This window comes from Candidatus Sodalis pierantonius str. SOPE (genome assembly GCF_000517405.1).
Lineage (GTDB): Bacteria > Pseudomonadota > Gammaproteobacteria > Enterobacterales > Enterobacteriaceae > Sodalis_C > Sodalis_C pierantonii.
Window position 1 is genome coordinate 2,522,586 of record NZ_CP006568.1, and the last position, 14,688, is coordinate 2,537,273.

Annotated in this window: 13 protein-coding genes and 2 pseudogenes; 4 read left to right on the forward strand and 11 right to left on the reverse strand. The window is 59.2% G+C overall.

Annotated elements, in window-relative coordinates; all coding sequences use genetic code 11:
* The first annotated feature begins 130 nt into the window (after positions 1-130).
* The 4 genes and pseudogenes from ppsR to SOPEG_RS12865 all read left to right on the forward strand — a co-directional run bounded on the left by ppsR (position 131) and on the right by SOPEG_RS12865 (position 3,378).
* Positions 131-952 (forward strand): posphoenolpyruvate synthetase regulatory kinase/phosphorylase PpsR, encoded by an 822-nt coding sequence (gene ppsR / locus SOPEG_RS12850; RefSeq protein ID WP_025245652.1) that lies wholly within the window; start codon positions 131-133, stop codon positions 950-952.
* A 104-nt stretch (positions 953-1,056) separates the two neighbouring features.
* A pseudogene (locus tag SOPEG_RS12855) lies at positions 1,057-2,050 on the forward strand (3-deoxy-7-phosphoheptulonate synthase).
* 347 nt (positions 2,051-2,397) lie between these two features.
* Positions 2,398-2,979, forward strand: coding sequence for a hypothetical protein (locus tag SOPEG_RS12860; protein WP_025245653.1), 582 nt, complete (start codon positions 2,398-2,400; stop codon positions 2,977-2,979).
* Positions 2,980-3,024: 45 nt separating this feature from the next.
* On the forward strand, positions 3,025-3,378 hold the full coding sequence (locus SOPEG_RS12865; protein WP_025245654.1) for a hypothetical protein: 354 nt from the start codon (positions 3,025-3,027) through the stop codon (positions 3,376-3,378).
* A gap of 199 nt (positions 3,379-3,577) precedes the next feature.
* On the opposite strand, the gene istB is transcribed toward SOPEG_RS12865, so the two are convergent.
* The 11 genes and pseudogenes from istB to pheT all read right to left on the reverse strand — a co-directional run bounded on the left by istB (position 3,578) and on the right by pheT (position 14,684).
* Positions 3,578-4,327, reverse strand: coding sequence for an IS21-like element ISSoEn3 family helper ATPase IstB (gene istB / locus SOPEG_RS12870; protein WP_025245655.1), 750 nt, complete (start codon positions 4,325-4,327; stop codon positions 3,578-3,580).
* A gap of 11 nt (positions 4,328-4,338) precedes the next feature.
* Positions 4,339-5,889 carry an IS21-like element ISSoEn3 family transposase gene (gene istA / locus SOPEG_RS12875; protein WP_025245656.1) on the reverse strand — a complete coding sequence of 517 codons (1,551 nt, stop codon included), beginning with the start codon at positions 5,887-5,889 and terminating at the stop codon, positions 4,339-4,341.
* A 111-nt stretch (positions 5,890-6,000) separates the two neighbouring features.
* Positions 6,001-7,463 (reverse strand): annotated as a pseudogene (locus SOPEG_RS12880) (protein adenylyltransferase SelO).
* A 96-nt stretch (positions 7,464-7,559) separates the two neighbouring features.
* Positions 7,560-8,573 (reverse strand): lipoate--protein ligase, encoded by a 1,014-nt coding sequence (locus SOPEG_RS12885; RefSeq protein WP_025245657.1) that lies wholly within the window; start codon positions 8,571-8,573, stop codon positions 7,560-7,562.
* A gap of 21 nt (positions 8,574-8,594) precedes the next feature.
* A complete protein-coding gene (locus tag SOPEG_RS12890) occupies positions 8,595-9,062 on the reverse strand; it encodes a C40 family peptidase (RefSeq protein ID WP_257720361.1) in 468 nt (155 codons plus the stop codon).
* A gap of 7 nt (positions 9,063-9,069) precedes the next feature.
* Complete coding sequence (locus SOPEG_RS12895; protein ID WP_025245659.1) at positions 9,070-9,528, reverse strand: ATP-binding cassette domain-containing protein; 459 nt, start codon at positions 9,526-9,528, stop codon at positions 9,070-9,072.
* 3 nt (positions 9,529-9,531) lie between these two features.
* Entirely contained in the window at positions 9,532-10,077 is a 546-nt protein-coding gene (locus SOPEG_RS12900) for a thioredoxin domain-containing protein (RefSeq protein WP_025245660.1), read from the reverse strand.
* A gap of 45 nt (positions 10,078-10,122) precedes the next feature.
* Complete coding sequence (locus SOPEG_RS12905; protein ID WP_417903415.1) at positions 10,123-10,605, reverse strand: iron chelate uptake ABC transporter family permease subunit; 483 nt, start codon at positions 10,603-10,605, stop codon at positions 10,123-10,125.
* A 295-nt stretch (positions 10,606-10,900) separates the two neighbouring features.
* Positions 10,901-11,314: a DUF2502 domain-containing protein gene (locus SOPEG_RS30905; protein ID WP_071882200.1), complete on the reverse strand. Its 414-nt coding sequence runs from the start codon at positions 11,312-11,314 to the stop codon at positions 10,901-10,903.
* Positions 11,315-11,995: 681 nt separating this feature from the next.
* A complete protein-coding gene (gene ihfA / locus SOPEG_RS12920) occupies positions 11,996-12,292 on the reverse strand; it encodes an integration host factor subunit alpha (protein ID WP_011411244.1) in 297 nt (98 codons plus the stop codon).
* Positions 12,293-12,296: 4 nt separating this feature from the next.
* The gene (gene pheT, locus SOPEG_RS12925) at positions 12,297-14,684 is read right to left on the reverse strand and encodes a phenylalanine--tRNA ligase subunit beta (RefSeq protein WP_025245664.1); all 2,388 of its coding nucleotides are present in this window, start codon (positions 14,682-14,684) and stop codon (positions 12,297-12,299) included.
* Positions 14,685-14,688 lie beyond the last annotated feature (4 nt).

A 14,688-nucleotide genomic window follows, 5' to 3' on the forward strand; every position in this document is an offset into this window, starting at 1 on the left:
CGTGTCGCTATCGTGACGACAGGCGGAAAGCCTACTTTGAGGTTAGCATAATCCGTCGTGCGCTCGCCCAATATGAATCGTGCCAGTGCCCAAATTAAGACTAAGCTGCATTCCGGTAAGGGAGCCGTCCATGGAAAGAAGCGTATTTTTTATTTCTGATGGGACCGCCATCACCGCCGAAGTGGTGGGGCACTCGGTTTTGTCGCAATTCCCCCTGACGACCACTCACTACACCCTGCCGTTCGTCGAGAGCGAAACCCGCGCCCGCGCGGTGCGCGAGCAGATTAACGCGCTGCATCAGCAAAGCGGCGTCCGTCCGCTGGTATTCTATTCTATCGTTACCCCGGCGGTACGGCACATTATCGAGGAGAGCGCCGGCTTTTGTCAGGATGTGGTGCAGACGTTGGTCGGGCCGCTGCAGCAGGAATTGGGCATCGCGCCGGATCCGGTGGCGCACCGCACCCATGGCCTGACCGCCACCAATTTAAGCAAATACGATGCCCGTATCGCCGCCATCGATTATACCCTGGCCCATGATGACGGTATTTCGCTGCGCAATCTGGATCAGGCGCAAATTATTTTGCTCGGGGTATCGCGCTGCGGCAAAACGCCCACCAGTCTGTATTTGGCGATGCAATACGGCATTCGCGCCGCCAATTACCCGTTTATCGCCGACGATATGGATAATCTCTCGCTACCCGCGGCGTTAAAGGCGCATCACGCCAAACTGTTCGGCCTGACCATTGATCCCGAGCAGCTGGCGGCCATTCGCGATGAGCGCCTGAGCGACAGCCGCTACGTTACGCTGCAGCAGTGCCGTATGGAAATTAATGAAGTGGAGTCGTTGTTTCGCAATAATAATATCCGTTATCTCAACTCCACCAACCATTCCGTGGAGGAGATTGCGGCAAAGATAATGGATGTGCTGGGGATGAGTCGGCGAATGTATTAGCAAATTTTGCCGGGCAAGGTTGAATTCAGCGCCGGTTGGGGTATCGTGAGCATCATCGCTTCCCGGTAACGCCACCGCGGTAAGTCCCCATTTTAAAGATAAGCATGCAAAAGACAGATGAATTGCGCACGCGGCGCATCGATCGATTGGTTGCCCCCGCCGCGCTGGCCGCCGCCTTGTCGGTAAGTGCAGCGATGGCCGACAATGTGCTGCGGGTACGTCAGCGTATTGAACGTATTCTCCACGGCGAGGATCCCCGCCTGCTGGTAATTATCGGCCCCTGTTCCATTCACGATACCGATGCGGCGCTGGAGTATGCGCGCCGGCTGAATCCGCGGCGCGTCAAATATCAGGACCGCTTGGAAATCGTCATGCGCACCTATTTTGAAAAACCGCGCACCGTCGTCGGCTGGAAAGGGTTAATCGCCGATCCCGGGTTGGACGGCAGCTTTCGGGTAAATGACGGGTTGGAGGTCGCTCGGCGGCTTTTGCTGGCGGTTAACGAATTGGGCCTGCCGACGGCGACCGAGTTCCTGGATATGGTCACCGGCCAGTATATTGCCGATCTGATAGCGTCGGCGCTCTCGTGCCCGGTCGGGTTCAAAAACGGCACAGACGGCAATATTCAAATCGCCATCGACGCCATTCGCGCCGCCCGCGCGTCGCATTTATTTCTGTCGCCGGACAAGCAGGGCCAGATGACCATTTATCAAACCGGCGGTAACCCGTATGGGCACATTATTATGCGCGGCGGCAAAGTGCCGAACTATCAACCGCAGGCGATCGACGATGCTTGCGCGCAGCTGGCGTCGTTCGGGCTGCCGGCACATTTGCTGGTGGATTTCAGCCACGGTAATAGCCAAAAGCAGTATTTACGCCAGTTGGACGTCGCGCGCGCTGTCTGCCAACCGTTGCGCGACGGCAGCCGTCAGGTGGTGGGCATCATGGCCGAAAGCAATCTGGTGGGGGGCAATCAGAGCCTGGGGGGGCGGTACCCCTCTCGTCTATGGCCAGTCCATTACCGACGCCTGCCTGGGCTGGGAGGACAGCGAGCGCCTGCTGGCAATGTTAAGCGACGCGGTGGATTGCCGCTTCTAGCCGTCCAATCAGCCGCGCGGGCCGGTCATAAACACCCGCCGCACGACGCAGCGGTTTCAGCCGTCAGCCGCGTCGCTCGGCCAGCGGCGCTCTAATGACGCCGCCATTGCATGCCCGGCGCTCCGTTCGATTTAGTCTTCCCCTTACCGGCTGACGCGTCTCTTCCATGCCTCGCCACGCTCTCTCCTTTGCCGTCGGCATACGACTATCACGCCCTCATTTCAGCAATGAATAACCCATTTTTTTTGAGGGGAAACGCGCGTAAACTTAATGTCGTCACCATCCGCAGGCTTTCCCACCGGCGTTCCCCGGACAAGCGTTGTCGCTCTAATGCCACGAGGTTTTTCATGCCAACCAGCCTTTCCTATAGCGCCACGCTGAGCGCGCTGACCGTTCCCCATCGGGTGCCGCCTCCCCCGGTCACCACGGCGCTGGCGCCGCGGCTAGCAGGCGTGCAGGCGCTGCCGCCAAGACGGACGCCGGCGTCGGCCTCGACGCCGAGATTGACATCGCTCCAGGCGATAAAGCAACTGACGTCAGTGCAGGCGCAAACGGTAGAGGCAATGCCGCTGACGCTGCCTCCCGTGGCCTGCCGCGGTTTGATTCCCCCCGCCACGGGGAAACATATCAAGACCGTCACGCTCGGCATTACCGGTATCCCAAGCCGCGATTTGCGCCATTTCCGCGTGGACATTCAGCACCAAAGCTACCCGACCGGCGATTGTATGAGCCACTGCCTTTATCAACTTAAGCAGCGGCGATTGTTGTTTTATACGCACATGACCAATGACCGGGAGTCGGCCAACCTGCTGTGCCTTTTCGCCAACAACGACGGCGGATTTCACGCTATCTTATCTGCCAAGAAAAGCTATCCGCCGCAAATTCATTCGACTTATCGGCTGGATGGCGCGCTTTCCTTTTCGCGGTGACGTAACTTTTTTTGCCGTGATGCAAAAAATGGGCGACGGCCGCCGGTGTTTACCCTCACCCGCACCGCCAACAACGCTCTGGTGGCCCAAACGGCGGGACAACCCTCCTCGGCGTCGACCATCGCGCACCAGGTGAGCCTGTCGCAGCTGGGTTTCCAGAAACATCAATTTCTGCGCTTAAAGATCACGCTGGTGCGCGACACCCTGCACACGGCGATTTCCGTGCAGTGGGAGGAGGCGCCGCGCCGCCGGGATCTGTTCTGCCTGACGCTGATGCCGGCGCTGAACGGTTCCCTCTACGAATCCCGATTCGGTATCATGGCGATGAACGGCGCGGAGGGAGGGGATGCCTGGATGCTTATTCGTCATTATAGCGAAAAACACCGCCGGCTGACATGAGCGGCGCAAGCCCGCGGACCTTCGCCGCTCCCCTGAAAAACGCCCGCCGAGACGGGTCTTTGGCCTCGCGCCGTTAGCTTGCAGATTCCGACGTATCCGATCAGCTGTTCCGGCGACATCCGATCAGTTATTCCGATATTTTCCGATCACCCATTCCAGTGATATTCGATCACGTGTTCGCTCATCTTCTGACTCGGGTTTAGTCTATTTTTCCTGTGCTGGCTACTCCTTGCTCTTTGCGTAGTGATTCGCCTTTAAGTTCCAGTCTATAGCTGGGGAGTACTAACCGATCGAGTAACGCGTCAGCTGTCGTGGGGTTTTCTATCAGTCCATACCATTTTTTCACCGGCAGTTGACTGATCAGGATGCTGCTGCTTTTGTCGTAGCGATCTTCCATCACCTCCAACAGCATCGTTGCCTGCATCGGACTTATTGATTCTAGGCCCACGTCGTCCAAGATCAGTAACTCTATTTTTTCTAACTGCTTAAGCTGTTTTAGATAGGTCCCGTCTACCTGACACTGGTGAAGATGGGCCAGCAACCGACCCACTCGCCAGTAACGCACTCTATATTGCTGCCGGCATGCCTGCTCACCAAGCGCACAACTGAGCCAGGTTTTACCCGTACCTGTCGGCCCCGTGATGAGTATGCTTTTCTGATATTTCAGATATTGTCCCCCTAGCAGATCTCGCATCTGTTCCGGTGTCACTCCTCGGCTAGGGATATAGCGGATATCTTCCGATTTTGCCTGCAAGCGCATTTGCGATTGCCGTCGCATACTGCATATATTGTTGTTTTTTCTATGAAAATTTTCAGATTCTACCATCAGAGACAACCGCTCCTCGAACCCCAGCTCCCCATAACTCCCCGGGAGTTCGCGTTGCGTCTCCAATGCCTGGACCATTGCCGACAACTTCAGCTCTCGCAGAGCCATTAACAGTGTATCCATATTTATTCTCCTTAGTGATAACTGTCCGGACCTCGGAGGTTTTCGTGAACCAGCATTGATACGCCGGCTCCGTCCTGGGTGACCTCACTTTCACGACCGTGTTTCAATACGTTGGCTATGAAAGAGCGGTTAATGCATCCTTTCTCCAACGCCAGCGCGCAGGCCTTCTCCAGTCGCGTCGTCTCATAGCGCCGTTGCAGATTGAGTAGCCCCAGCACGGAGCGGTAAGTCTGCTCCGGATGGGCTTTGCTCTTTTGGATGGACTCGACCACTTTCAGTGTGCACACACCCACCGACAGCGCCCAACTGCACAGCCTTTCCGGCGTCCACTGACTCTGCCCCTTATGGTTAGCCGGCATGTGCGCCGCCTGAGTCGTGTGCCTATAGGCGTTATCGCTGCGAGGGTGCGTAGCCACGCAGACGCCCTTATGGTGGATTTGCACCAGCCGTTGGGTGGCGATGACGTCAACGCGCTCGCCAACCAGCGGATGCGGCACCGAGTACCAGTTTTTGCCGTAGTCTATGTGGTAATCAGGTCCCACTCGGGCAACGAGATACTCACTGTATTCCCATTGTGTGGGCGGTAGAGGCCCAAGAGCCGGTTTGTCCAGCTGCTCGAAGCGTTCAAGGCGACTTTGTCCGCCGTAATGACGCATCGGGCGCAGATTCAACTCATGATTGAGTTCTCGTATCACCTGGTTGAGTTCGGCCAGCGAGTAGAACCTACGTTTACGCAACCGGGCCAAAACCCAGCGTTCTACCAGCTGCACAGTTGATACTGCCTTCGCCTTGTCTTTCGGTTTTCTCGGGCGCGCCGGTAGCACCACTGTCTCATAGTGATTTGCCAGCGCCTGGTAGCCCTGGTTTATGACAGGCTCATAGCGGTCAGGGGTGCTGACAGCGCTGCGCAGATTATCAGGTATCATCAGCTCCGGAACCCCACCCATGAAGTGCAGGCAGCGGCTATTGGCGTTGAGCCACGATGCCATGTCCTGGCCTTCGCAGGCTTCGATATACGCATAGCCTGACACGCCCATGGCAGCGACGAAGATAGCGACCTGGCGTACGCTACCGGTCGCAGGGTTGACGATAGGTACGGTGGGGCCACAGAAGTCGATGAAGAGCTTTTCGCCAGCCTTGTGCTCCATGCGCATGGAACGCCGCTGCTTCTTTTTCCAGTCACGGAACAGTGCACAAAACTGTGAGTAACCGAGGGCATCACCGCCCACGGCGGACTGATATTCCATCCAGAGCAGCTGCTTGGTCATGCCCTTGCGGCTTAACTCGGTATCGATATCAAGCCAGCTGGGTAATGTATTGATAACTTTTCCGGATTTGCCGGGATAGAGCAGGCGGTCGAGGTCGACGGGGGACAGTTCCGCCGGCAATGGCCAGACCAGGTTAGCTACCGTGAATCGGCCGAGGATATCGTGCACGGTAGTACAGCCTATGCCGAGCGCTGCTGCGATAGTGCGATTCGAGCGACGCTGCTCGAATTTCATACGTAAAACATTAATATAGATGCACATTTCCGTTCTCGCTTTCTTCTTTTTACGTGCCATGCCCCCGGAAGCTAAAAGTCTCCAGAGTATGGAGGAACAGAAGATGAGCGATCGGACAGAATCGGAATTGCTGATCGGGCGACCGGAATCAGTGATCGGATGAAATCAGAATTAGTGATCGGGTGAAATCGGAATCAGTGATCGGATGTGACCGGAACCAGCATAGCTGGAGCAGGAGATGGCCAGATGACGCCCCCAGTCGGGGGGCGGCGCCGCCAAATCATCCTGGTCGGGATCGTCGCGGTAGGGATCGCGCAAAGCCTGATGCAGCTGCGCCAGTTCGCGAATGTCTCCCTTTTCCGCGCCCATAATCGCCTGCTGGGCCAGATAGTTGCGCAGCACAATGCGCGGGTTGACCGCCAGCATGGCTGCCGCCGGTAACGGGCAAACCAGTCGTCAAACGCCGCCCGGTCGATAAAATCATCGCGCAGCGGCGTGTGCGGATCCCGCCGTTCGGTCAGGCTGAGCGCACGGAAGGTTCGGCTATAATCGGCCCCCTCACGCGCCATCAGCCCCAATAAATCCGTCAGCAGTGCATTATCCTGTTCGCCCGCCCGCGTTAACCCCAATTTGGCGCGCATCCGCTCGCCATATGCCGCCATCAGCGCCGGCTCGTAACCTGAAAGCGCGGCCTGCAAATCCGCCACCGGCATCAGGCCGGCCAGGGACTGCGTCAGGCGGTTGAGGTTCCATAGCGCCACCGCCGGCTGGTTATCAAACGCATAGCGACCCTGATAGTCGGAATGGTTACAGATAAAATCCGGTTGCCAGGCATCGAGAAAACCGTAGGGGCCATAATCGATCGTCAGGCCAAGTATCGACATATTGTCGGTATTCATCACGCCGTGGGCAAAGCCGCTGGCCTGCCACTGGGCAATCATCCGCGCGGTGCGCGCTACCACATCGGACAACCACAGCCGATAGCGGCCCTCGACGCCCACCAGCGACGGCCAGTGTCGTTCAATGACGTAATCCGCCAACCGAGTCACTTTGTCCTGCTGGCGCAGATAATAGAAATGTTCAAAATGGCCAAAGCGCACATGGCTGTCGGCGATACGCATCATCATCGCCCCCGGCTCCGGCTGCTCGCGCCATACCGGCTCCTCGCTGGTAATGATCGTCAGCGCGTGGGTGGTGGCGATACCGAGATGATGCAGCGCTTCAGAGGAAAGAAATTCGCGCACGACCGAACGCAAGACCGCTCGCCCATCCCCCATGCGCGAATAAGGCGTCAGACCCGCGCCTTTTAGATGCCAGTCAACGCTTTTGCCCTCCGCTAACTGCTGCTCGCCGAGCAGTATGCCGCGGCCATCCCCAAGTCGGCCGGCCCAGACGCCGAACTGATGCCCGCTGTACACCTGCGCCAGCGGCTGCATCCCGGGCAGCAGACGCTCGCCGGACCACACGCCGATCTCCTCCCCGGTAAACAGCGCCGAATCGAGCGCCAGGTCACGCGCCAGCGCGTCATTATGGTAAAGCAGGCGCGCGCCCTTGAGCGGCGTAGGCGTCAGTTCGCTGTAATAGCCGGGCAGACAGCGATGGTAACTGTTGGTCAAAACCGGATAGTGTGGCATACGCCCTCCTGCCCTCAGTATAGCCGGCGCCATCCGCGCTTCCGACTTTTTGCCGCCGGCGCGGTGACGGCGCGCCGGCGGTGAAAGACGTGCACGTTAACGCAGGCTGGCCGCGAGCCAATCCGCCACCGCCGTCAGCGACGCGCGCTCCTCTGGCCACCACGCTTGCAACTGCCGACAACATGCCGCCACCGCCTCCGCACGGTATGGCTCGCCCGGCAGCCGCTCCGCCAGGGCTTCCAGCGGCGCGGGGTTCAGGCTATCGGTGAAGATACGGCAGCGGCTTATTGCGCCGTATTCAATGTCAAAGTGCAACTCCACGCACCCCCAGACAAAACGGGTGTCGAGCAGGTGGCTGAAGGCCGGCGCTGCGCCAAAATTCCACTCACAACTGCTTTGTCGACGAAACTGGTCGTCAAACCCCGGCAGGTCGGGGGTGTTTTGCGGCGAAATGCGCTCCGGCGCCACCGACTCGCCGTAGTAGTCAAAGAACGCCTGCTGCACGCTTTGACATAGCTTGGCATGATCGAGCCCGGGCACCCGTTCAGCCACGTTCGCCACGCGCGAGCGCACCGAGGTTATCCCCTTGGCTTGTAACTTTTTAACATCGGGATTCAGATAGTGTGTGAGACGGCTTAAATCGGCGTGCAGCAATACCGTGCCGTGATGAAACCCGCGATCGGCGGTCTGGCGGTAGGGGGAACCGCTGATTTTGCGCTCGCCGTCGGGCGTATCCATTACCAGATCGTTGCGTCCCGAGGCGCGGGCCTCGACCCCCAGCCGCCGCAGGCCGTCCAGCATGATGGCGGTGGAGAGACTTTTATCATATTCCGGCTTGCCGGCCATAAAGGTAAAGCAGGTGTTGCCCTGGTCATGAAACACCGCCCCGCCGCCGCTGCGGCGGGCCAGGCGTACACCGTCGCGTGCCATACAGCGGGTGTTGCACTCCTTCCAGGGATTTTGCGCGCGGCCGATAACCACGGTCTGCGCGTTGCGCCCTAAAAATAACACCCGTTGACTGGCCGGCATCTGGCGGAAAATGCACTCCTCCACCGCCAGATTAAACCAGGGGTCGTGCGAGTCAGATAAAAGTAAACGTAATGATGACATGGGTTCTCCCGGCGCCGCGCCCTAGATGCGCCGCGCCTGCCAGTAGGCTTTACGCCAATAGCTATTGTCCAACGACGAGCGGATGACACCGCTGCTGGTTGAGGCGTGAATAAAAGTGTTGTCGGTATCATAAATGCCAACGTGCAGGCCATAGCGACCGCTGCCGGTTTTGAAAAACACCAAATCCCCGGGCAGCAATTCATCGCGATCGACTTTACTGCCGATATCGGTCTGCGCTTCGGTGGTCCGCGGCAGCAGGATGTCGAAACGATCGCGGAAGGTCAGGTAAACGAAACCGGAACAGTCCAGCCCGCTCGGGCTCATATCGCCATAGCGGTAGGGGGTGCCGTACCATTGATTAAGCTGGTCATTGAGCTTGGCAATGACCATGATGGAATCGGACAGGCGCGGATCCGGCGGCGGCGCATGGTGGCTACAGCCGGTTAACAATAGTAACAGCCCCAACAGTAAGACGGGCATCCTTTTCATTATCCCTTCACTCCCCACAAGGCACTAACCAGCGACGACCGCCGGCCGATACCTGGCTGAACGAGACGGTGAACACTTTCGCCAATACGTCAGGGGTCATCACCTCGGCGGCGGTGCCTGCCGCCACCAGCTCGCCTTGCGCCATCAGCCAAACCTCATCGGCGTGCTGTAAGGTATGATTGATATCATGCGCGCACATCAGCACGCTTAAGCCCACGGCGGTTAACAGGGCAATCAATTGGTCGAGCGCCATCTGCTGGGCGATATCCAAACCGGCGGCGGGTTCGTCCAGCAACAGCAGGCGGGCATCGGCATTGAGCGTCGGCCAGACTTGCAGCATGACCGCCGCCAGCCGCGCCCGCTGCCATTCCCCGTCGGAAAGCGCGTTGAGCGGCCGCAAACGACCCGGCACCTGGATGTCATGGGCGCGCAGCAGCCAGGATGGCGAGGGTGCCGTTAATGCCATCGTTTATTGCGCCAGCGCTCGCTGTAGCGCGTCCAGGATAAGCGCGTCTTCCGGCGTCACGTCCGGCGCGAAACGCGCCAACACGCTGCCGACGAGAAATTTCTCGAAGTTCCACTGAATGTCCTCTTTGTGCGCCGGGGTTATTAGCCCTTTGGCGGCCAACCGCGCAGACAGCGTCCCCTGCGGCGCCGGGGTCGCCTCGGGGCAGGCGGCGATCAGCTCGCGGTACAACGGGTGGCGATGCTCGCCGTTCACTGTAATTTTACTGAACATGGGGAACTGCACGCCAAATGTCCCGCAGCAGAACGCCAGGATCTCCTCATCGCTGCCCGGCTCCTGGCCGGCGAATTCGTTGGACGGGAAACCCAGCACTTCAAATCCCTGGTGGCGCCAGGTTTGATAAAGACGCTCCAGCCCCGCGTACTGGTCGGTAAGGCCGCATTTGGAGGCGACATTGACGACCAGCAGCACCGAACCACGATAGGGTTCGAGGGTGGTGATGTCGCCCTGTAGAGACTTCAGCGGCAACGTGTAAAGTGTTTCATGCATCCTACCCTCCTTGCTGTTGCGTTCGCGACCCTATGCCGATCCAGGCTAGCCGCGCACGCGGATCAAAAGCCAGATAAACACCGGGGCGCCAAGCGCAGCGGTAACCACGCCCACCGGAATGTCCGCCGCCCGGAGACTCACGCGCGCCACGACATCCGCCAGCAGCAACATACCGCCGCCGGCCACCGCACTCAGCCCCAATACCCACACCGGCAGCCGGCCGCCGCCCAACAGGACCGCCAGGGTCAACGTCATGCCGGCGCCGAGCAGGCCCGGCTCCGCCAACGGATTGTCGAAGATGCCCTGCATCACCGCCCCCGCCATCCCCAGCGACGCGCCCACCAATACCACCGCCAGCGTGCGCGGCAAGCGCAATTGCCAGATAAACAGCCGTGCATCATCGCTCAGCCAGCGCGTCGGCCACAGCCAGATTTCACCGGCGCTGAGGCTGAAAATCAGCGCCGCCAGCAACAGTAACCCGAGCAGGACCAGCCGTCGTCGGTCGTATCGCTGTTGTCTTTTCAGCAAACAGGCGTAGCCCGGATCGCCCGAGGCGGTCATTTTGCCATCACTCCCTGCCTTCCCGCTCACGCCGGCGCGCTACGCCGCCGGCCCATAATGCTTCTATCCTAACGTTATCCTATTGAAAGTGATAGCGCCGTAAGCGCGCTGGCGGGTCGCGCCGCTGTCTGACGCACAGAAGGCGAAAAAAAACGGGCAACGCGGCGCTTTCGTGACGCCTACCGCCCTGCGGAAGACAAAAAAGCCCGGGCGATGCAGCCCGGGCCTCAATGATATTGGCAGGAATAACGCTAACGCCTGTTTAAGGCGCTGGCGGTTTCCGGTAGCGATCGCCACCGCCGTGGTCGTGGGGGCGGGTTTGGCGTGATGCCCCTGGCCGTGCGGCCCGCCGTGATAGGGCGCGCCCGCCGGCGGCCGAGGCGGGTGCGCAGGCACACGGGGATGGTGAACGGGCGGCGGGCGGCAATGTCGTTACCCAACGCCAACCATTCCAGTAGTAGCCATGTCGATTGCGCTCTCCCCAATAGCGGCCGCGATGATCATGCCACCAATGGGGCGGACGCCAGTCATACCCGTCCCAATAATAGCCGCGGCGATCCCGATCGCCTAGGTGCAACACCCCCCCAGGGGTGACGATTTCCACCGCCACCCCCGCCAGCACACTCCCCACCGGCAACAACAACGCCACCGACAATACCCATGCTTTTCCATTCATAAGAGGACCTTATCGCGGACGACATAAGCGGCGTTTATAGCAATGCCGCCCCGCGGCCACTATCAGGCAGCGTCTGATTTGCACAGCGCTTACCGTTTCGTTACCGAATCCTGACAATGATTGCCGCGCGTCAGTGACCGGGCGTATGGCCATCTCATGGGCAAATGCGCCGCTCGCACGGCCGCCGTCGCGCGCAAATCCATCGAGCGCGCGCGTTTTCATCGGCAAACGCGCTGCTGGTCATGGGCAGGCTACAATTGCGGGACGGGGGATGGAGAAAGAGTTTATTTGTGAGCCCCCTCTGTGCTGGCGGATGCGCAGACAATACCGCGATGGCGGCTAGCGCCGCTTTATCGCCGACCACGGCAGGCGGGAATCATGATGAGCGCCCTCGCCAAGGCGCTTACAGGTTGAATCGGCGCTACCCCGCGGTGAACAGATTTGTCAGCTGTCGGTCCGACAGAAGGGCTGCTAATTAGCGGGTCAGCCGCTGGGGTAAGGCGTGGGTTTGTCTGACGTACGGCGACAGGCCGGTCAGCAGCGGGCCGCCTGTCGACCTGATCGTCGGCCAGCCCACAAAAGAAGCAAAGTCCCGGCCCTAAGGCCAGGACTCTGTCAGCCGCTGCAAGCCAAAGCGGTGAAGCGAAAAGCTGACGCGTAAGCGCCCGAGTGGCGTGCGCCTCACTCTTTCGGTGAGGCATTCTCGACACGGCTTTTCAATTTCTGCCCCGGGCGGAAAGTCACTACCCGACGGGCGGTGATGGGAATATCTTCGCCCGTTTTTGGGTTGCGTCCTGGCCGCTGGTTTTTGTCGCGCAAATCAAAATTACCGAAGCCTGATAATTTTACCTGCTCGCCATTTTCCAACGCCCGGCGCACTTCCTCAAAAAACAGTTCCACTATTTCTTTGGCATCCCGTTTGCTCAGCCCGAGCTTTTCAAACAGGTATTCTGACATTTCAGCTTTAGTAAGCGCCATAAGTTCAATCCCTCAAGGATGCTTGGAATCGCTGCTTCAGTGCCGCCACGCATCTCGCAACGGTCGCGGCAATCTCCTCTTCTTCCAGTGTACGAGCGGTATCCTGTAAGATCAGGCTGATAGCCAGACTCTTAAAACCTTCCGCTACGCCCCTGCCCCGGTACACGTCAAACAAGTTTACGCCAACTAAATGATTTGCGCCAACTTTCTTACACTCCGCGATAATATCTGCTGCGGCGACGTCATCAGCCACCACCACGGCAATGTCACGGCGGTTAACGGGGAAGCGGGAAATTTCATTCGCTTCAGGCACTTTACGCTCGGCAACCTTCTCCCAGAGTAGTTCAAACACCAGCGTACGGCCATTTAAATTCAGTTTCGCCTCAAGCTCGGGATGAATAACGCCAATAAATCCAACGGCTTCATTGTTAAGATAAATTGCGGCGCTCTGCCCCGGATGAAGCGCGGGATGCCGTTGTGCTCTGAACTCAATATCGTCTAATTTGCCGGTAAGCTCAAGTATTGCCTCAAGATCGCCCTTGGCATCGTAAAAATCCACCGGCTGGCGCGCCTGATCCCAATGTTCATCAAAGCGCGGACCGGCAATAACCCCGGCCAGCATAAGATCCTGACGAATTCCCAGGTCGGCTGCGTTATCAGGAACAAAGCGCAATCCGCTTTCAAACAGGCGGATCCGCTGCTGCTGACGATTCTGATTATAGACCACCGCGCCAAGAAGGCCGGTCCATAACGACAAACGCATGGCGGACATATCCTGGGAAATCGGACTTGGCAGTACCAGCGGCGCCTGCTGCGGATGGAGCAGCGCCTGGTTTTTAGGGTCGACAAAGCTATAGGTGATGGCTTCTTGGTAACCGCGATCCACCAGCAGCATTTTCACGCGCGACAGCGGCAGCGCCGCCTCACGATGAAGCGGCATCACCAGTTCGGCGCGCACCGGCACATTCGGAATGGCGTCGTAACCGTATACGCGCGCGACTTCCTCAATCAAATCTTCTTCGATAGCCATATCGAAACGCCAGCTCGGCGCCAGGGCCTGCCAGCCGGCTTCGGTGCGGCTGATCTGACAGCCGAGACGGCTGAGGATATCGCTCACGTCCTCGTCCGGGATAACATGGCCAATCAGCCGGTCCAGCGTTTTCCGGCGCAGGGTGATGGTGGCCGGTGGCGCCAACGCAGCCGCGGAAGTCACATCGATAACCGGCCCCGGCTGACCGCCGCAGATTGCGAGCAACAGCGCCGTAGCCCGCTCCATGGCGCGCGGCTGCAGCGCCGGATCCACGCCGCGCTCATAGCGATGCGACGCATCGGTGTGCAGCCCGTAACGGCGGGCGCGGCCGGTAATGGCCAGCGATTGGAAAAAGGCGCATTCCAGCACCACGTCGCGGGTCGTCGGGCTGATACCGGAGGCGCCGCCGCCAAAGATTCCCGCCATCACCAGCGCTTTGCCGTGGTCGGCAATCACCAGCGTATCGGGCGAGAGCGTGACGTTGCTGCCGTCGAGCAAGGTCAGCGCCTCATCCTGCCCAGCATAACGTACCACAATACCGCCCTCAATGCGATCACGGTCAAAGGCATGCATCGGCTGTCCCAGTTCCAGCAACACGAAGTTGGTGATATCCACCACCGCGTCCACCGAGGGCAGGCCGCAGCGGCGCAATTTTTCTTTCATCCACAGCGACGTGGGGGCGCTAACGTCGATATTTTTCACCACCCGGCCCAAATAGCGTGGACAGGCATCGGCCGCGTCAACGCGAATCGGCAGCGTATCGCCGACAACCGGGGCCACCGTCTCGATAACCGGCTGCACGAGCGGCATGCGATTACGCACCGCGACATCGCGGGCAATGCCCAGCAACCCGAGGCAATCGGCCCGGTTCGGCGTAACGCTGATGTCGATGGTATTGTCTTCAAGCTGAAGATAGTCGCGGATATCCTGGCCGATAGGCGCATCGGCGGGCAGTTCGATAATGCCGTCATGGTCGCCGGCAATGCCTAATTCGGCAAAGGAGCACAGCATGCCCTCCGACGGCTCGCCGCGTAGTTTAGCGGCTTTGATTTTGAAATCCCCCGGCAGCAGGGCGCCGATGGTGGCCACCGCGACCCGCAGACCGGCGCGACAGTTAGGGGCGCCGCAGACGATATCCAGCCATCGCTCGCCGCCAATATCGACCTTGGTGACCCGCAATTTGTCGGCGTTAGGATGCGGCCGGCACTCCACGACCTGGCCCACCACCACGCCGGTAAAACGGCCGGCGACCGGCTCCACGCCGTCCACTTCCAGTCCGGCCATGGTAATTTGCTCCGCCAGCGCGGCGCTGTCGATGGCCGGATTCACCCATTCACGCAGCCAAAGTTCACTGAATTTCATGTGT